17 protein-coding genes are annotated in these 18,660 nt (G+C 40.4%); 9 read left to right on the top strand and 8 right to left on the bottom strand.

Annotation, left to right across the window (positions count from 1 at the left end; genetic code table 11):
- Complete coding sequence (locus FTT72_RS00860; protein WP_180117560.1) at positions 1 to 570, bottom strand: PilZ domain-containing protein; 570 nt, start codon at positions 568 to 570, stop codon at positions 1 to 3.
- A 26-nt stretch (positions 571 to 596) separates the two neighbouring features.
- Here FTT72_RS00860 and FTT72_RS00855 point away from each other — a divergent pair, with 26 nt between their 5' ends.
- The 3 genes from FTT72_RS00855 (at position 597) to FTT72_RS00845 (ending at position 5,074) form a co-directional block, all read left to right on the top strand.
- Complete coding sequence (locus FTT72_RS00855; RefSeq protein WP_078190389.1) at positions 597 to 1,832, top strand: lipoprotein-releasing ABC transporter permease subunit; 1,236 nt, start codon at positions 597 to 599, stop codon at positions 1,830 to 1,832.
- A complete protein-coding gene (lolD, locus tag FTT72_RS00850; protein ID WP_180177705.1) occupies positions 1,825 to 2,508 on the top strand; it encodes a lipoprotein-releasing ABC transporter ATP-binding protein LolD in 684 nt (227 codons plus the stop codon). Before FTT72_RS00855 ends, lolD begins: the two co-directional genes overlap by 8 nt.
- 106 nt (positions 2,509 to 2,614) lie before the next feature.
- Positions 2,615 to 5,074 carry a DNA internalization-related competence protein ComEC/Rec2 gene (locus FTT72_RS00845; RefSeq protein WP_180177704.1) on the top strand — a complete coding sequence of 820 codons (2,460 nt, stop codon included), beginning with the start codon at positions 2,615 to 2,617 and terminating at the stop codon, positions 5,072 to 5,074.
- Between the two features lie 31 nt (positions 5,075 to 5,105).
- Here FTT72_RS00845 and FTT72_RS00840 read toward each other — a convergent pair whose 3' ends face one another.
- On the bottom strand, positions 5,106 to 6,077 hold the full coding sequence (locus tag FTT72_RS00840; RefSeq protein ID WP_180008950.1) for a lysophospholipid acyltransferase family protein: 972 nt from the start codon (positions 6,075 to 6,077) through the stop codon (positions 5,106 to 5,108).
- Between the two features lie 128 nt (positions 6,078 to 6,205).
- Between FTT72_RS00840 and sppA the strand changes: the two genes are divergently transcribed.
- Together sppA and FTT72_RS00830 are read left to right on the top strand one after the other, a co-directional pair.
- On the top strand, positions 6,206 to 7,231 hold the full coding sequence (sppA, locus tag FTT72_RS00835) for a signal peptide peptidase SppA (RefSeq protein ID WP_180177703.1): 1,026 nt from the start codon (positions 6,206 to 6,208) through the stop codon (positions 7,229 to 7,231).
- Positions 7,228 to 8,037, top strand: a complete 810-nt coding sequence (locus FTT72_RS00830; protein WP_180177702.1) for an alpha/beta fold hydrolase — start codon at positions 7,228 to 7,230, stop codon at positions 8,035 to 8,037. The genes sppA and FTT72_RS00830 overlap by 4 nt, the downstream gene beginning before the upstream one ends.
- A gap of 73 nt (positions 8,038 to 8,110) precedes the next feature.
- Here the strand turns inward: FTT72_RS00830 and purN are convergent, their stop codons facing one another.
- Together purN and purM are read right to left on the bottom strand one after the other, a co-directional pair.
- The gene (gene purN / locus FTT72_RS00825; RefSeq protein ID WP_180177701.1) at positions 8,111 to 8,740 is read right to left on the bottom strand and encodes a phosphoribosylglycinamide formyltransferase; all 630 of its coding nucleotides are present in this window, start codon (positions 8,738 to 8,740) and stop codon (positions 8,111 to 8,113) included.
- Between the two features lie 9 nt (positions 8,741 to 8,749).
- Positions 8,750 to 9,820, bottom strand: a complete 1,071-nt coding sequence (purM, locus tag FTT72_RS00820) for a phosphoribosylformylglycinamidine cyclo-ligase (protein WP_078190382.1) — start codon at positions 9,818 to 9,820, stop codon at positions 8,750 to 8,752.
- Positions 9,821 to 9,954: 134 nt separating this feature from the next.
- On the opposite strand from purM, the gene cxpE reads away from it, so the two are divergent.
- The 4 genes from cxpE (at position 9,955) to FTT72_RS00800 (ending at position 16,264) form a co-directional block, all read left to right on the top strand.
- The gene (gene cxpE / locus FTT72_RS00815) at positions 9,955 to 11,172 is read left to right on the top strand and encodes a chloramphenicol efflux transporter CxpE (protein ID WP_180177700.1); all 1,218 of its coding nucleotides are present in this window, start codon (positions 9,955 to 9,957) and stop codon (positions 11,170 to 11,172) included.
- 18 nt (positions 11,173 to 11,190) lie between these two features.
- Complete coding sequence (gene hda, locus FTT72_RS00810; RefSeq protein WP_078190380.1) at positions 11,191 to 11,895, top strand: DnaA regulatory inactivator Hda; 705 nt, start codon at positions 11,191 to 11,193, stop codon at positions 11,893 to 11,895.
- A gap of 118 nt (positions 11,896 to 12,013) precedes the next feature.
- Positions 12,014 to 13,825: a rhombotarget A gene (gene rbtA / locus FTT72_RS00805; protein ID WP_180173109.1), complete on the top strand. Its 1,812-nt coding sequence runs from the start codon at positions 12,014 to 12,016 to the stop codon at positions 13,823 to 13,825.
- 24 nt (positions 13,826 to 13,849) lie between these two features.
- Positions 13,850 to 16,264: a CSLREA domain-containing protein gene (locus FTT72_RS00800; RefSeq protein WP_180177699.1), complete on the top strand. Its 2,415-nt coding sequence runs from the start codon at positions 13,850 to 13,852 to the stop codon at positions 16,262 to 16,264.
- Between the two features lie 88 nt (positions 16,265 to 16,352).
- Here FTT72_RS00800 and FTT72_RS00795 read toward each other — a convergent pair whose 3' ends face one another.
- The 4 genes from FTT72_RS00795 to FTT72_RS00780 all read right to left on the bottom strand — a co-directional run bounded on the left by FTT72_RS00795 (position 16,353) and on the right by FTT72_RS00780 (position 18,615).
- The gene (locus tag FTT72_RS00795; protein WP_078190378.1) at positions 16,353 to 16,757 is read right to left on the bottom strand and encodes a DUF3106 domain-containing protein; all 405 of its coding nucleotides are present in this window, start codon (positions 16,755 to 16,757) and stop codon (positions 16,353 to 16,355) included.
- Positions 16,747 to 17,067, bottom strand: coding sequence for a hypothetical protein (locus FTT72_RS00790; protein ID WP_078190377.1), 321 nt, complete (start codon positions 17,065 to 17,067; stop codon positions 16,747 to 16,749). Before FTT72_RS00790 ends, FTT72_RS00795 begins: the two co-directional genes overlap by 11 nt.
- The gene (locus FTT72_RS00785) at positions 17,064 to 17,678 is read right to left on the bottom strand and encodes an RNA polymerase sigma factor (RefSeq protein ID WP_111883945.1); all 615 of its coding nucleotides are present in this window, start codon (positions 17,676 to 17,678) and stop codon (positions 17,064 to 17,066) included. Before FTT72_RS00785 ends, FTT72_RS00790 begins: the two co-directional genes overlap by 4 nt.
- Before the next feature lie 160 nt (positions 17,679 to 17,838).
- Positions 17,839 to 18,615 (bottom strand): RNA methyltransferase, encoded by a 777-nt coding sequence (locus FTT72_RS00780; RefSeq protein ID WP_078192042.1) that lies wholly within the window; start codon positions 18,613 to 18,615, stop codon positions 17,839 to 17,841.
- Positions 18,616 to 18,660 lie beyond the last annotated feature (45 nt).

Raw genomic sequence — 18,660 nt, 5'->3', positions numbered from 1 at the left:
TCACTCTTTGTTTTGGGTCAGTGCGATACACTCTGCAAGTTTGACGCGGTCTTGAGGGAGCAGCGTGATAAAATAGGCACCCGTACGATATAAGTTGCTTTCTTCTTCACGGCTATAAACCACTTGCGCAGTTGCCGCAATATGGAAAAAATTTTCAGGGTGGCTTAAGGTGAGGTGGATATAAGTACCTTCTTTGATTGGACGTTCACTGAAAAAACTTAATCCTGTTTCTGAAAAATTGACATGTTCAGGCACTGGTAACATGCTTTGTACAATTGCGTCGTATAAAGAACCCGTAATAAGGTTTAACTTTTGGTTAAATAAGGATAAGATTCGAGCAATTTGTTGATCTTTCTCAGCTAATTGTTCTAATTCGTAGTTGAGTGCATGATCAAATTGATCTAATTCAGCAAGTAGTAGAAAATAGCGCGGCAATACAAAATTAGGATCGTAAGGATCATTCAGTGCAACATCATCAGAGATAATCTGATAGTTGATGCGCAAAGCAGCATCGATACGCGACATTACACGGCGTTCAGTTTGAACGCTTTGATGCTGTAAATTTTCCATAATATATTACCTCGGACTAGATGGTTATGTTTAAACCAATCTCGCTGTATATAGGGTTGAGATACACTCGCGCTCGGCGCAGTAACCACTTTATTTCTTTTATTGCTCTGGTATCCATGATCGGCCTCACGCTTGGTGTGGCAGTCCTTATTACAGTTTTATCTGTGATGAATGGTTTCGATCGTGAGCTGAAAACTCGTGTCTTAGGAATGATACCTCAAGCCACTGTTTCTTCAACACAAATTTTAACAAATTGGCCTGAACTTGCAAAAAAAATTGAGCAGCATGAGCATGTTCAAGGGGTCGCACCATTCACCCAATTACAGGGAATGTTGACGGCACAAGGTCAAGTGTCTGGCATTATGGTCAGTGGGATTGAACCGCAGTATGAAAAAAAGGTATCAATTATCCAAGACCATATGGTGGAAGGCAGTATCGATAACCTGAAAAAAGGTGAGTTTGGTATTGTCCTTGGCAAGCAAATGACAGATGCCTTAGGTTTAGGTTTGAATGACAGTGTGACCTTGGTGCTTCCTGAAGCAACACCTTCTCCGGCTGGCGTCGTTCCGCGTTTTAAACGATTTAAAATTGTGGGTATTTTCAGTATTGGTGCGGAAGTTGATTCGATGATGGGCTATGTAGCTCTGAACGATGCGTCGACTTTATTAAGACTGCCAGATGGTGCACAAGGCATCCGTATGAAGTTGGATGATATTTTTGCAGCACCACAAGTCTCTCAAGAAATTGTGCGTGATCTACCAGCAAACTTCTATGCTTCAGATTGGACTTATACACACGGCAACCTGTTCAGTGCGATTCAAATGGAAAAGGCAATGGTAAGTTTATTGCTGTTCCTGATTGTATTGGTTGCAGCATTTAATATTGTGTCTTCATTGGTGATGGTGGTCACTGATAAAAAATCCGATATTGCCATTTTGCGTACTCTAGGTGCTTCACCGGCTACAATCACGCGGATCTTTATGGTGCAAGGTACAGTGATTGGGGTGATTGGTACGGTGTCTGGGGCAATTTTAGGGATTATTGCTGCATCTAGTATTAGTAATTTAGTTGGTTGGTTGAATACAACACTGGGCTTAAATATGTTTGATGCTTACTTCATCAACTATTTACCGTCTTATTTAAGATGGCAAGATGTTGTGGTGATTGTGTCCTTATCATTGGGTCTTAGCTTTATCGCGACTATTTATCCGGCTTTACGTGCAGCTAAAGTTCAACCTGCAGAGGCTCTACGCTATGAGTAATTTAGTTTTAGATGCCCAAAACATTACCAAATCTTTTACTGATGGTAAGTCTACAGTCGATGTAATTCGCGGACTTTCATTACAAGTCAAAGCAGGTGAGTTTGTTTCAATTGTTGGTTCAAGTGGCTCTGGTAAAAGTACGTTATTGCATGTATTGGGTGGCTTGGATCGTCCAACATCGGGTCAAGTGTTGATTAATGGTCAACGCTTTGACACTTTAGGTGAAGCAGAGCGTGGTTATATCCGCAATGAGCATTTAGGTTTTGTGTATCAATTCCATCACTTGTTGCCTGAATTTACCGCGTTTGAAAATGTGGCAATGCCATTGATGTTACGTAAGTCGAGTAACTTCAAAGAAGTCAAGCAGCAAGCTGAATATCTTTTGGAACGCGTTGGACTTTCCCACCGCATGACGCACAAACCGGGTGAGCTTTCAGGCGGTGAACGTCAACGTGTGGCTTTGGCTCGTGCATTGGTAGCAAGACCTAAGTTGATGATGGCTGATGAGCCAACAGGGAACTTAGACCGCAAAACCGCGGTGAGGATTTTTGAGTTGCTGTCTGAATTACGTAAAGAATTTAACATGGCCATGTTAATTGTGACCCATGATGAATATTTAGCTCAATCTGCTGATGCGATTTTGCATATGCAAGATGGTTTATGGGTAGATGACTAAGCGCTAAATTGATTTTGTAAAAAATTAGTGGATTAAGATTGTTTGATTGAAGCTCACCTCGGTGGGCTTTATTATTGCCAGCACATAATAAAAATAATGACGACTCATGTTACAAAGTTTTTGTATTGGCTGGATTTTAGGTATTTCTTTTATGGGGTTCAGGTTTTGGAATCCACAACTCTCGACAGCTCAGTTGCTTTTTATTGTCCTGATTTGGCTAGTGCTACAGCTCTACATTTCACCAAAACTAAAAAGTACCTTTTCGAAAATCTTACAGCTCAGTACAAATCTTTGCATAGGTGCAATTCTCGGCTTTAGTTTCGCCAATACTCAACTCGATCAGCGTTTGGCATTGGTTGAACATCAGAGCAGACAAGGCGAGTTTATTGCGTATATTCCACAGATCAGCCAACTCAAAGACCAAGCAATTCAGCAAAAAATTGAAGTGCTCAATCTGAATCAGCAGATTCAATATTTTATGGCGTATTTACCCAATTCAATTTTGCAAAATAATGAACAGACGATTCAGTTGGTCCCTGGACAATACTATCGTATGTATGGTGAGTTACGACCTACCCAAAGCTATGTGACAGAAGGTGCATTTGACCAAGAGCGGTGGAGCGTACAGCAAAATATACATGCCAGTTTAAAGGTGAAGTCGGTGGAATTAATACCACCTCAACATGTGATTGCGATGGGCTATGGGCAGCAGTATCAACGACATCAAGGTGTGCTACACCAGTTCAAAATAAAAGTCGAACAACAACGTTTATATTTAAGAGCGTTTATATACCAACAACCGCTACGGAATCATGGCTTGCTGTTAGCACTGCTTACAGGTGATAAAAGTTTACTCACTGAAGGCACCAGTGAATTATTTCAACGCTTTGGGATGAGTCATTTATTGGCGATATCTGGTCCGCATGTACTGGTTTTTGCCAGCATGCTCTGTTGGGCGCTGCAGTTAGGTATCCGTAAGTATTGTCCCAAAATCTATCTCAAATGGCCCAAACAGTATGTTTTGGTCGTGCCCTTTATCTTTTGTGTCCTTCTATATTGTGCATTTACCGGTTTTGAAATACCGGCGCTGAGAACGCTGACGATTTGCCTTGTCGCAAGTAGCATGCTGTTGTTACGGCAAACCATTCAGCCTTTTCAACTGCTGGTTTTTAGTGCCGCAATGTTATTGCTCGTGGATCCCTTTAGTATTTTATCTGCAGCATTTTGGTTGTCTTATGGTGCATGCTTTATTTTACTGCGGATATATCAAACCTTAAGGATGCATTTACTGGCTCAAACAGAAGTCAGTTTTTGGCAAAAGTTAAAACATTCAATGTGGTTGATGGTGGAATCACAATGGAAAATCTTTGTTGCCTTATTTCCATTGATGGTGATTTTTTTCAAGCAAGTGACTTGGATTAGCCCACTAAGTAATTTATTTGCCATCCCGTGGTTAGGGACTGTGGTGGTTCCTTTAGATATCATCGGAGGGGCACTTTCTTATATTTCTACACCTTTGGCGCATTTGGTCTTTTTATTCAATGATCTGTGTTTAGAAGTGTTACATGTATTTCTCTATGGCTTAGATCGACTCTTTGCACCAAAAATGCACGATGTCGCATTGACGTCAACTCAAATCATACTGTTGATACTCGCCATAGTAATCTTATTTTTACCTGAAGGAATCTTGCCAAAATATTGGGCGGTCATTGCCTTTTTTGCTCTGTTTATCCCATGGAGAAATTCAGCAAATTTTCAGCTTTCAATTTTAGATGTGGGGCAAGGGCAGGCGATTTATATCCGATCTGTAGATCATCATATGATGGTGGACTTCGGTGGAAACTATGATGAAAATAAATTTAGTGTCGGGCAAAATATCATCCGGCCATTTTTGAGTGTGAATGGTGTCCATCGACTAGATCGGGTGTTATTGACTCATTTAGATCAAGACCATAGCGGTGGTTTTTTCTCATTGGAGCAACAGCTTGATATCGGGCAGCTTTCAAGTAATGAGCGAGTACAAACCACGAACCAAGTTCCACAGCGTTTATGTCAGCGTGGTCAGCAGTGGAATTGGGATCAGCAAGTCTATTTTGAAATACTCTCGCCAAAGCCTGAAGATCTGACAAATGCCCAATGGAATGCCAATGAACGCTCTTGTGTACTGTATGTGACGGTCAAAGGCGTCAATGGACCAAGACATTTTCTATTGATGGGGGATGCGGGTTGGGAGACTGAATATCAAATATTACGTGATTATCCAGACCTAAAAGTCGATATTTTGGTACTTGGACATCATGGTAGTCAGCATAGTTCATCCTATGCGTTTTTAAACCATTTTAAGCCCAAGTTGGCGATTGCTTCTGCGGGGCGATTTAATCGTTATGGACATCCTGCAAAGATGACCCAAACACGTCTCAAACAATTAGACATTCCACTCTTGCAAACTGCACAAAGTGGAAGTATTCATTTCAAGCAAAATAAACAACAAATTGAACTAATTGAAGAGCGTACAAAGTATAAATGGCTCGATCTATATCGCAGGCTATCTAAAGAATCTGAATAGAAAACTGCTTCAAGTGTATTGCTTGAAAATGTCATTCTGTCACATTTTTAATTTTTTGCTGTCTTTGATATTCCTCACGAATATCACGAATGCGTTGAGCGGCTTCCTCATCACTAATATTGTATAGATTTCTCAATTTTGGATTGGCTTTAAAGCGTTTATAGCTCCAGTGATAATGTTCTGGATAACGATGAATTAAATCTTCCACTGCTTTAAAAATAACCATTGAGCCATCATCTGCATTACCTTGATAAATATTGTCATCGATAGGTTCGATATGCATATCAAAACCATGATTATCGTTACGAATGGCATATAGTAAGAGCGCACGTGCTTTGGTTTTTTGAATCAGTTTTGCACTTAAGTTGCTGGTTTTTAGTGGAATACCAAAGTATGGAATCATTTCGCCGCCGGCATTGGGGGTATGGTCTGGCAAGATCACCGTCGTCCCACCTTGTTTTAAGGCTTTGAAAATCTGACGTACACCTGATTCATCCGTAGGAACCAATATTGCTTGCTCACGGCTTCGAGCAGCACGGACAAAATTGTTGGCAGATTCACTTTTTACCGGCTTGTACATGATGGTCATTTGAGTGTACTGCGCAACCCATGCATTCATGATTTCCCAAGTACCAAAATGTGGTACTACGAGTACAACGCCTTTTTGTAGGGCGAGCGCTTCATGTAAATATTCAGCGCCATGTACGTGATGAATCCGTTGAATATTTTTTTCTGTACTTGCACCCCAAATATTAAAAAATTCAAAATAAGAACAAAGTTCGTTTCGAATCGCTTGTTTAGTGAGTTGAATGCGAGCTGACTCTGATAATTCAGGCAATGCAATTTTAAGATTGCGTTGAATCGTAGAGTAGGTTTTAGAGATTTTTAAAACATTGACTAACCCAGCCAAACCTTTTGCAATTAATCTTGAAATTTGAATAGGTTGACGGCTGATAAATTTTAACAGGTGATATGTGGTGTCCTGTGAATTTTGGTCGGTCATCTTATTTAAGTCTGAAAGAAATGAAAGAAAATTTAAAATAATTATAGGGGAAAATGAATTGATTAGACAGTTATAGCGATTAGCGTGTATATAATGACTACAAATTAACGATTAACTAGGTTTTTTTTATGTCCGAATGGCCACCAAAACCTGAAGAAAAACAGCAAAGTTCTTCAAACAATATCCAGCAGCCAACTGGAAATGAATGGAAAATATTAGAAAAAGCCGTACTTTCTTCCGTTGAGGAACAACGTAGAGCACGTAGATGGGGTATATTTTTTAAATTTTTAACCTTTGCTTATTTGCTATTTATTATCATTGCGATGGCAAAAAGTTGCAGCATGTCATCATCAGATCCTGCAGCAACAGCGGGTTCACATATTGCCGTGGTTGATATCATTGGGACCATTGCAGCGGACAAGCAAAGTGTAAACAGCGCAAATACCATCAAAGCTTTGAAAAAAGCTTATGAAAATAAACAAAGCAAAGCCGTTGTTCTAAATATTAACTCACCGGGTGGCTCACCTGTTCAGTCTGATGAAATCTGGCAAGAAATTCAGTACTTGAAAAAAGCCCATACCGATAAAAAACTGTATGCCATTATTGGTGATACTGGTGCTTCAGGTGCGTACTATATTGCGTCTGCTGCAGATGAAATTATTGTCAATCCTTCAAGTTTAGTGGGTTCAATTGGCGTGATCATGCCGAATTATGGTGTTAGTGGTTTGATGCAAAAGTTCGGTGTAGAAGATCGCACTATGACTTCGGGTGAGAACAAAGCGATTTTATCCATGACTCAACCTGTCGATGCTGCACAAAAAGCACATGTTCAAGGTGTACTCGATAACGTTCATGCGCATTTCATTAATGCCGTGAAAGAAGGTCGCAGTAAGAAATTAAAATCAAATGATCCGGCTATTTTCTCAGGTTTATTTTGGACAGGTGATCAGGCTGTGAAGCTGGGTATTGCTGACCGTACAGGTAGTTTAAATAGCCTGAAACGTGAATTGAAAACTGAAAAAGCCGTAAACTATACCATTGAAAATAGTCCATTTGATTCTGTGCTAGGTCGTATGGGAAGTTCATTTGGTCAAGGTTTGGCAAGTGCATTGTCACAACAGGTTCAATCTGAAAACAGCACGAAGTTACAATGAAACCGTTAATTCATTTTGCGCACGCCAATGGCGTGCCATCACAGGTTTATCAAAAATTGTTTGATTTACTGAGTGATGAATATGATGTGATCTATGTGCCGTTACTTGGGCCAGATAAGCGTTACCCAATCGATAACCATTGGAAAAGCTTAACACAGCAGGTAATAGACAGTATTATACGTCAGGCCAATGGTCGTAAGGTGATTGGATTAGGTCACTCATTAGGTTCGGTTTTAACATTTCAGGCTGCGTTACAACGCCCAGAATTGTTTGAACAAGTGTTAATGATTGATCCGCCTATGATCATGGGTAAAGAGTCTTTTGCTTTGCACATTGCAAAACTCCTCAAACTTAAAGTCCTCGATAAAATGTCGCCCGCAGGCTTGTCGAAACGTCGTCGTGATCATTGGGACAGTCGTGAACAAGCAGCGGAGCTTTTAAGGCCGAAAGGTTTTTATAAAGATTTCGATCCAGACTGTTATCAAGCTTATATTGATTATGCATTGATGGACGATAAACTGCGTGGTGGGGTGGAATTAACGATTTCACGTGATGATGAGGTTCATATTTTTCGAACAAACCCTTCACTGTGGTGGTTACCTCAGGCTCAACCACAAGTGCCTGTACAGCAGTTAATTGCAGAGCAAGGACCATTTTTGGCTCGGCACTTTCCACAAATGGTCGAGAAAAAATTTGCGATTCCATTTAAAGTGGTTAGCGGGAGTCATATGTTTCCATTAGAAAAACCAGTAGAAACGGTTGAGTTAATCAAACAAATGTTAGCTGTTCATGCCAAACATGAATGATTAAATGTATTCAAATAAAAAACGCATCCGAGGATGCGTTTTTTATTTCTATTTAAAATAGATAAAACTGATTTTAAAACTTGCAGAATTGAACAGGTTCTTGCATCGGTTGATTGCGATATAACACCCCATCAGCAGTATGTTGGATCGTACCATTACAGATCCATTCTGCGACTTGAGGGTAAATCACATGCTCAAGCACGTGAATGCGATCTGCTAGACTTTCAGCATGATCATGCACATTGACTTTAAGCACACCTTGAGCAAGCGCTTGGCCAGCATCTAGCTCTGCAGTCACGTAGTGAACTGTACAGCCATGGAAGACATCACCAGTGTTTAACACACGTTGATGAGTATGCATTCCTTTATAATTTGGTAACAAAGAAGGGTGGATGTTAATCATTTTCCCTTCCCATGCTTTGACAAATTTAGCGCTTAAAATGCGCATAAAGCCTGCCAAAATCACCAAGTCAACATCCCAGTCGAGCAGTTGTTGATGCATTACATCATCAAAAGCTTCACGACTTGGATATTGCTTATGTTCAATGACTGCAGTTGCAATATTTGCTTTTCTTGCACGTTGCAGTGCAAAAGCGTCAGGTCTATTGGAAATCACCCCAACGATTTGACCTGATAGATTGGCATCGATCAGGGCTTGCAGGTTAGATCCGCTACCTGAAACAAGTACAGCAATTTTAATCATGAACGTTGCTTATGCGAAAACTACACGGATTTTTTCGTCAGCGCCTTCAACAGATTCAGCATTATCTGCAATGTGACCCATTGTGAATGCTTTTTCGCCAAGGCTATTGAGTAATTCAACAGTTTTATCAGCATCGGCTGCATCAACCACGAGAACCATACCTACGCCACAGTTAAATGTGCGGTACATTTCAAATTGTTCAACACCACCTTCTTTTTGAAGTAGTTTGAATAATTCTGGCCATTCCCAAGATGCTTCATTGACTACCGCTTGAGCACCATTTGGCAGTACGCGAGGTAAGTTACCCGGTAAACCGCCGCCTGTGATGTGCGCCATAGCGTGTACATCCACTTCTTTCAATAACTGAAGAATTGGTTTTACATAAATACGTGTTGGTTCCATTGCTGTATCTGCAAGTGGACGACCATCAACGATTTGAGTAAGGTCAACGTTTTTCACATCTAAAATTTTACGAAGAAGTGAGTAACCGTTTGAGTGTGCGCCAGAAGATGCAACACCAACTAAAACGTCACCCGCTTTAACTTTAGAGCCATCAATAATTTTGCTTTGCTCAACTACACCTACGCAGAAACCTGCAAGGTCATAGTCTTCGCCTTCATACATACCTGGCATTTCAGCAGTTTCACCGCCAACCAATGCACAGCCTGCAAGTTCACAACCCGCACCGATACCAGTTACAACATTTGCTGCAACGTCAACGTTGAGGTGGCCAGTTGCATAGTAGTCAAGGAAGAACAGTGGTTCAGCACCACATACAAGAAGATCGTTTACGCACATTGCAACCAAGTCTTGACCAATTGTGTCATGACGGTTCAAATTCAATGCTAAACGCAATTTTGTACCAACACCATCTGTGCCAGATACGAGAACAGGTTCTTCATAACCTTTAGGAATTTTACAAAGAGCGCCGAAGCCGCCTAGGCCGCCCATTACTTCAGGACGTGCAGTACGTTTCGCGACAGATTTGATACGATCGACTAACGCGTCGCCCGCTTCAATGTCGACACCTGCATCTTTGTAGCTTAAACCAGTGTTTGGGGTAGAAGTTGAGTTGCTCATAATGAAGTCTCCGCATTCGCGCGGGGATTATAACCTGAATATGCAAAACTCTTATGCTATTTCGCACTAAAATGTTATCTTTATTAAAATATTTTCCTTTCTATAACGATTACATTGAAAAAAGGTGACTTTATATGGGTGATCGCACCTTGCGCCGAATATTTATTCTTGCTGGGATAGCATTGATCATATGGGTTTTATACTTATTAAAGCCTGTAGTTGTTCCTTTTATCGGCGCATTTCTAATTGCATATTTATTTAGCCCTTTAGTCGATAAATTACATAATATTGGCTTGCCGCGCTGGTTATCCATCAGTTTGGTCTTTGTTGGAATTGGTGTCGCTATTTTCCTTGCCATGTGGTTCCTCGTACCACTAGTCTGGGAACAGTTGATGTATGCGAAAAACAATATTCCAGGCAATATTCACTGGGTGAATTACACCTTCCTGCCATGGTTATCTGAAACATTTAATCTTGTACCGATGGAAATTGATACAGAGCAAATGTCAGCAGCGATCATGGAATATATTCAAACCAATTATAGTGCAGACAGTATTCAAGCCATGTTGTTAAAAGTGGCTCAATCAGGTCTGAACTTCATACAAATTGGTGGCACGATTGTCTTAATTCCAATCATTGCCTTCTATTTCCTATTAGATTGGGAACGTATGTTAGAAAACATGCGTCGCCTTATTCCACGCAAATACGAAAAAAGCACATTAACCATCGTAGGCGAATGTCATGAAGTTCTAGGCGCATTTGTAAAAGGCCAGTTCTTGGTGATGTTCTTGTTGGGCGTTGTATATGCGGTTGGACTTCAATTGGTGGGTATTGAGGTCGGCATCATCATCGGGATGATTGCAGGTTTAGCCAGCATTATTCCGTACTTGGGTTTTGCAGTCGGTATTATTTCGGCAGTTGTGGCATGTCTATTCCAATTCGGTTTGGATTGGGTACATTTGGCCTTAGTGCTGGTTGTCTTCATGGTGGGACAGGCGATAGAAGGCTATATCCTTCAGCCGTTCTTACTGGGCGACAAAATTGGTTTGTCTCCAGTAGCCGTGGTTTTTGCAGTACTTGCAGGCGCACAATTGGCAGGACTGCTCGGAATGCTCATTGCATTACCAGTCGCAGCGATTATTGTGGTGTTATTACGTCATGCGCGTGAAAATTATGAGAAAAGTAATTTATACCGAAATGATGTACTTGTGGTGAATGATGCTGAAATTGGCACATTAAGCGTAGAAACCAATCAAATTGCTGTCGATATTGAGCTCAAAAATCAGTCTGCAAATTCGCTGCAAGATCCTGAAATTTCGAGTAACATTGAAAGATCAGAACATAAAGATTGATAAGGCCAAAATATAGATATGCGTCAATTGCAGCTAGATATAGAACCACAACTCGATGCCCGAATTAGTGATTTTTCTGGGCCGAGTTGGGGGCATGTAATCGATGGTGTTCGTCAGTTACATGCTGGTTTAATGAATCGTTTCTATATCTATGGTGGAGCTGGCACAGGAAAAAGCCATTTACTGTCTGCAATATGTGACTCCTATTTAGAAATTGGCAAATCAGCAATTCAAGTTTCATTGCTTGAATTGCTCGATGCGCCCACTGAAGCGATTACTTCGCTAGATCGCTATGACTTAGTGGCTTTGGATGATATTGAAGCCATCAGTGGAGTTCCACATTGGCAAAAAGCCGTTTTTCACCTGATTAACTATAATAACGAAGAAGGTGGTCAATTGGTCTTTTCATCTCGACTGGCGCCAATTGAACTCAAACTTGAACTGCCAGACCTACAGTCTAGATTAACTCAGGCTGTTAGTGTGAAAGTGCCGAATGGTAGCTTATACGCAGACCGTCAAGCGCTCGTTAACTCTGTTTTAGCGCGACGTGGCATCCATATGGATCAACAAATTGTGGATTATTTGTTGGCACATGGGCCGCATCAGGCGTCTATTTTACTTCGCTCTTTAGAACAACTGATTCAGATGTTAAAAGGTGAAAAAGTCAAATTGAGTCATGCAAATTTAAGACAGATTTTTGCCCTAATTGATGAATATCGGTAAGCAATAAAAATTCTTGAGTAATTACTCAAGCTGTGACAAAGTACATAAAAATATTTTAATGTTGCAAGGATTGTGCAACTTAAGAATAAAAAGATAAAAAATATTTAAGGAGATGGATATGCTCAAACAGAGCATAGGCATTGGCATGCTTCTCATGGCAGGTCATGCATTTAGCGCAGAAATTATCGTTACAACCACTGAAGATGTTGTAAAGGATGACAAGGAATGTTCACTTCGTGAAGCCATAGAATATATCAATAATGGTATGCCAGAAGCCGGATATAATGGTTGCGGGGGTAAAGACGCCTATGCCTCAATTTCTCTGAAAAAAAATGAAGTTTATAAACTCACTAAAAAAATTGATATTAAAGCAGAACTGAATCTGAAAACGGCGTATGGCAGTAACGTCAATGAAGATGTCGTACTCGGTCTTAATAATGCCGTCATTGAAATGACGGGTAAGGATCAAATTTTTAATATTAATGATGGCGAAAAAGAACTACTTGCGATCAATTTTAAAGAAATTTCATTTAAAGGATGTAAGCAAGATCAATGTGCTGATAAAGGCGGCATCATTTTTAATAATGAAAAACTTACACTTGAAAATGTAAAGTTTGAAGATGGCTATGCACGACTTGGTGGTGCAATCTACAATGTTGGATTTTCAGAAGATGGCGCAGCTGTAGCAAGCCGTCTATATATACGAACCACGATTTTTCAAAACAACAAAGCGGTAGATGGTGGTGCAATTTACTCAGAAGCACCGGCTTATGAAATCTATACATCTTTGTTCAAAAATAATGAAAGCACTTCTGGTCGAGCGATTGTTTACAATCAAAATGGGCTCGCAGACATCAGCAAGTTGGTGTTCAGTAACCCTCAAAATATCATTGCCAATAGTACTTTTTTCAAAAACAAAGGTTTTGCTGTCAACTTACGTGATGGTTTAGCACTCAATAATATTACAGTACTGAAGAACAGTGGCGGTATCGAACTAAATAGTACCTCTGAGCATGCTTATTTAGCCAATAGTGTGGTGATTGGTAATGCGCTCAGTGGTACCGCTCAAGATTGTAAAGTCGTGAACTCAGGAACAGACCAATCTGTTTTTTATAACAACTTAGTGGCTGCGAGTTGTCCTGTTGGGCCTGCTGCAAATTTAAATGATGTGTGGTCTGGGACGAGTTTAATTGCGGGTGAAGATGAAGGTAGCTGTAAAACCTTAACAGAAGATCGTAATGCACTTTTTTGTCCATTTACCACAGCAAATAACGCATTTATTGGTTATTTACGTCCTCGTATTTTATTAGATTACGAAACGATTTTCTCAAGCCCGATATTAAATAAGGGGAAGACCACAGCAGATGGCAATGAGCATCATGTGTATTGCGAGTCTTCTGATCAGCGTGGAAAAAATCGTAATTTGGATGATGTTTGGTGTGATCGTGGGGCTATAGAAATTGTGGTTCCTGTGAGCATGCCTCGATTAGGTAAAGACATTCGTACAGGTGAAGTAGCCAAGTTTAATATTTTAGATGCATTAGGTGACAGTGATTTAATTCCAAAAGAAGAATGTTCAAAAGTGATGGGTATGGCAAATTCAACGGGTGAGCCATGGCAAGATGGTTGCCCAATAATTGTACAAAGCACCGAATCTAAAGGTAAATTTACACTGAATTTGAATGGTGATTTTGAATACACGCCAAATGGAAATTGGCATGGCGCAGATATTTTTGAATTGCGTGTGGTGACGTCTTCAACCCGTTTTAATACTTCGGCAAAAAATTATTTAGCTGCAGAAGTGCGTATTTTCCAAGAACCAAACAATGAAATGGAAAGTAAAACCGTTAAAACTTCGGGTGGTGCTCTAGGCTGGGCGAGTATTTTTGCGCTGCTTGGCTTAGTTGGATTTCGTCGCTTTAAAAAATAGTCTGGATAGAATTAAGGACAGCACATGAAAAATTATAAAAAAGGATTGCTGGCGGTCATGGTCCTTGCGGCTATGTCATCTATGGCAGCGACAAGTAACATCATCAAAGTTACGACCTTTGATGATGAAAATGGTGAAAATCTCAATCAATGTTCTTTACGTGAAGCGATTGAAACTGCACGTAAAAACAAATCTTTTGGTGGATGTAATGTCGGTAATCCAAATAATGGGCAGACCGATTATATTCAACTTGAAGCAGGTGAATATCTTCTGACCAAAGGTGAGTTAGTTCCTCTAAATCAGATCGTGATAGAGGGGAAAAGTCGCTTTAACTATGATTCAAAAAATTTACTGACGCAGAAATTTCCTGCCTATGAAGATATTAGAACGACGATTAATGCCCAAGGCAAATCGCGTATTTTTAATACTTCACGCTCAGAAGCCAACTTTATCGTCAATAATGTACGCCTTACTGGCGGGATGGCAGAAGACCGTGGTGGTGCCTTGTATTTAGGGGGAGCATTTACCTTAAATAATGGTGCAATTGAAAACTCTCAGGCCAAAGTTGCTGGCGGTGCGATCTACTCCGTTGCGCATAATATGTCGAAAAAAACATTATTGGTGAGCAGTTTAGTTCAGGGTAACGTCGCACCTAAAGGTAGTGTTGTTGCTATGGACTGTATCGGGAACTTGGGGGATACCCAGCCTGAAATTGTGTTCCAGCAAAGCAGTATTATTCAAAATGGTTCATCGACGAGCAATAGTGTGATGGACTTCTGTGGAAATGCCAAAGTTGAACTGACAGCAAATACGATTGCAAAAAACCAAGCAAATCCAAATACGGGTAGTATTATCCGTGCCATTTCTCAGGGAACGGAACGTTTAAGTGCTTTTTCTAGCTTCGTTTTAACCAGTAATACAATAGTCGAGAACAATGCGGCTAGTACCTATTATTATGATAACAATGGTACAAAGGCTTGGTATTTCAATGTATTGGCCTACAATACTGGTGGTAAATCTTGTCGTTATCTCAATAACGCTGTACCTGATAATAGTCAAAAATTTGTTGCAAGTAATAACGCTTTTGAACTGGCAGCCGCACAGTGTGATTTACCCGAAAGTGTGCTGAATAGTACGGAAAGCTTTCTGCAAAACCATGACGTAAGTAGCTATGCTATGGGCACTTTATTAAGCGCCCTACAAACAAAATCTGCTTATAACTTGTATTTACCTTTGTATTACCCGAAAGCAATCGGCAGCGGTTTTGACTTGATCAATCTTGGCTTAGAAGGTTGTAGTGATGCGGATCAACGGGGTATTTTGCGGATCACAGATGGTACTTTACAGTTATCACCTACGCAAAGAAACACATGTGATATTGGTTCGGTTGAGTTAATGAATTTAACCGCAGCAGATATGGCAGATATTACCAATGAGTCTTTAACAGCTCTGCAAGATAAGTATCAAAATACAATTGATGCTTTGAAAAAGGATATCGATGATCCTGATTATGCAGAATACAAAGTTGCCAATCAGGATGATTTAACAAAGTACGAAGCGGTATTAAGTGCATTAAAAAATAACCTTAAATATCGTGCGGTTTATTTTGATCCGTTCCCGGCATCATTACCTCTAGAAGAGTCTGTGAATGGTAGTGCTGAAACACGACAAATTGCCTTAAATGCTGACAACTATACCGTGACGACTTCACCAATCGGCATCGGTAGTGAAATTACGGTGTCTAGTACAGGCGAAGCAAGTATCGTAGGTAATCCACCGCATGACCTGCACTGTGATTGGGATGCGGGAATAAAACAAATCGTTATTTATCGCACCAGTGGGGCAACAACAGCACCTACCGAATACGGTTTTTGTAAATATACGCTAAAACAAAAGACAGGGAGTCAGGCGGAATCCTCTGGTGTAGTACGTGTGGCCTTTAAAAATATGACCCCAGTGGCCAAAGCTGCCCAATATACGATTAGTCCGTCAAATAATTTGTCTGTTACAGTCAATAATTTATTAGAAAATGCTAATGATGATGGTGATGGTCCAGTTGCATCTATGCCAGCGGGTAAATCGGTATGGCATAAAAATGAAGAAGGCCAAATTATTCCAATTCGTTTTACGAAAATCCCAGCAGGTTTAAACTTTGAAGCTGAGTATAGTGGTAGCTGTCCAGCAAGTTATTTAAAGGAAACCTGCTACGGTGGCAAAATCACCTTCTCTGTAAAAAATGGCTTTAGTCAGTTTGACTATCCTGTTGAATATAGCGTTGTCGATAGTGACGCCATTGCATCAAACAATGCAATTTTGACCCTTAAGAATACCGCGAAAAACACCAATTCTTCTTCTAGCGGCGGTGGTTCGATGGGATTATTTGGGCTGTTGACACTGATTGGTTTAGGTATGTATCGTCAGCGTCGGTTGAGCAAGTAATACAATAAAAAAAGCCTCGATAAGAGGCTTTTTTTATAACTTAACTAATGTAATTGATTTGATTATCACAACATACTGTTGTTTTTGATTAGTGAACGACAGCGATAGGCTGTAAATATTTATTGATATACTCATCGCGAATAGCAGGTCGTTCATCAGGACTAGCTTTTTGCATACGTGTCGCGAGTTCTTTACGTTCTAAAGTACTCATTTTTTGCCATGTTTCGCGCATACGCTGCTTTTCACTGTCTGGAAGTTGGGTGAACCAATCCATGCGCTGTTGCAAGCTGACACGTTGATCTGCAGGAATCTCTTTGAGAGCCTGATACTTTTTAATTAAAGCCTGTTGTTCTGCTTCAGATAGCGAATCCCAAGTTTCATTGACTTGAGTATCTGCATCTTTTGAAAATATCCAAAAGCGATCAAAGCCAGCAAAACTGGTTTGCAAAAAACTAAAAGCACAGAATGCAATTGCTAATTTTTTAGCTGCCATGTGGAACTTTGTCCTCACCCAGAACCATCAACATTTCAAGATCTTCTACCATTTGAGGGGAGAGCTTAGGGGTTGAAATCACCTGATTTTGTGGTTTGTCATCCAGTACAGTCGCATTCGGTAAAATGACAAAACCTGCAATTGCTGCTGCAAGTGCAAAGCCAGACATTTTCCAGAAACCATAACGAGAAGTTTCGCGCTGATGAATATCTTCAAGCACGTTATTCATGACAGTTGCTTTGTCTTTATGGTGCTGTGCGAGTCCATCAAGTTTGGAAGTTACTTGCTTTAAGAAATCATCTTGTTTCATTCGGATGATCCTCCCATATGTGGATTCAAATGTGCCAAAGCGGTACGTAAACCTTGAATGGCACGGTGGTAATGTGTTTTCACACTGCCTTCGGAACAATTCATAATTTCTGCAGTTGTATGCGTATCAAAGCCTTCCCAAGCTCGCAACATAAATGCTTGTTGCTGGCGGACTGGAAGTTCTGCGATAGCATCTTGTATTTCCTCTGCAGTGACAGCCTGATCCAGAAAGTCGAAAGGGTTTGGTGTAGATTCATCTACCACATCCTGTATCTCGACATCGTCGTCATCTAGGCTGACTTTTCTAAATAAGGAAAACGGCTGCGAACGACGTGCTTCTTTTCGACGCCAGTCTTGCAGCTTGTTATTTAAAATGGTGTAAAACAGGGGATACCATTCCTCTGTGGACTTTTCAGCATAAGCTTTATGTAAGGAAATAAAGGCTTCTTGCACCAAGTCCATGGCAATGCCATGTTGACCGTGCGTTGCACTTTCCATCATTACTAAAGCACGCCCCGTCACTTCATTCATGAAGTTTTTCAGGCGAGACTCAGCCGTGCTTTTTAAAACACTGCTGTCTTGCGTCTCGGACTTTTTGGGTGCTAAATCCATAGAGATGGAAAATCCTGTCATCGGATACCCACCATTATTTCCATATTCATATACAAATAACGATGGAAATAACGGTTAGGTTGACAAAAAGAATTATTATTTTTTCTAGTGTAGTCTATTTTTTTCAGGCTTAAGCGCTAAATACAATAAAATAACGATTTTACTGACGCTGACGTACCATTTCAAAAAAACAGATCGAGCCAGCAATGGCTACGTTTAGTGATTCTTGACCACCCGGTTGAGGAATCGCAACGGCTTCGGCATGTTGTAATGCATACTCAGAAACACCTTGACCTTCATTGCCTAAAATCCACACACATTGTTTGCGTAAATTTTTGCTATATAGGTTTTCAGACTGATGTGAGCTTGTTGCATACACTGGAATTTTGAATTTCGTCAAAATATCTTCAAGGGCAATATTTTCAAAGGTATTTAATGAAAAATGTGCGCCCATACCTGCGCGTAATACACGCGGTGACCAGAGTGATGCAGAGCCTTTGGTACAAACGACTTGCTCAATACCTGCTGCGGCAGCAGAACGGAGTAGGGTGCCTACATTACCAGGGTCTTGAATGTTGTCTAAAATTAAGGTGTCTTCACTGAAGTTAAGCGCTTCACTTGAACTTGGTAAATCCACAATCGCTAAGCAAGCAATAGATGTTCCAAGTGTACTGATATCTTTGTATAAAGATTCACTTAGAATAAACACCGCACCTTGATATTGTTCCGCAATGCGGTCGAAGTCGGCATGATTAATTGCTTGTTCAGTGGTGAAAATCGATTTGATTGGACGTTTTGAGTCTAACCATGACAACACCAAGTGTGTGCCTTCCAAAACAGTTTGACCTTGTTTTTTACGGTAGGCATTTTGTTCAATTAAGCCACGTAGGTGCTTAATTTTCGGGTTGTCTTTTGATTCGAGATAAATCAGAGCCATGGGGGAGATATCCACGAAAGTCAGCAAAAATACTGACTTTCGTTA

This window comes from Acinetobacter sp. YH01005 (assembly GCF_013420465.1).
Lineage (GTDB): Bacteria > Pseudomonadota > Gammaproteobacteria > Pseudomonadales > Moraxellaceae > Acinetobacter > Acinetobacter amyesii.
This window is presented reverse-complemented; position numbering and strand designations above follow the sequence as displayed.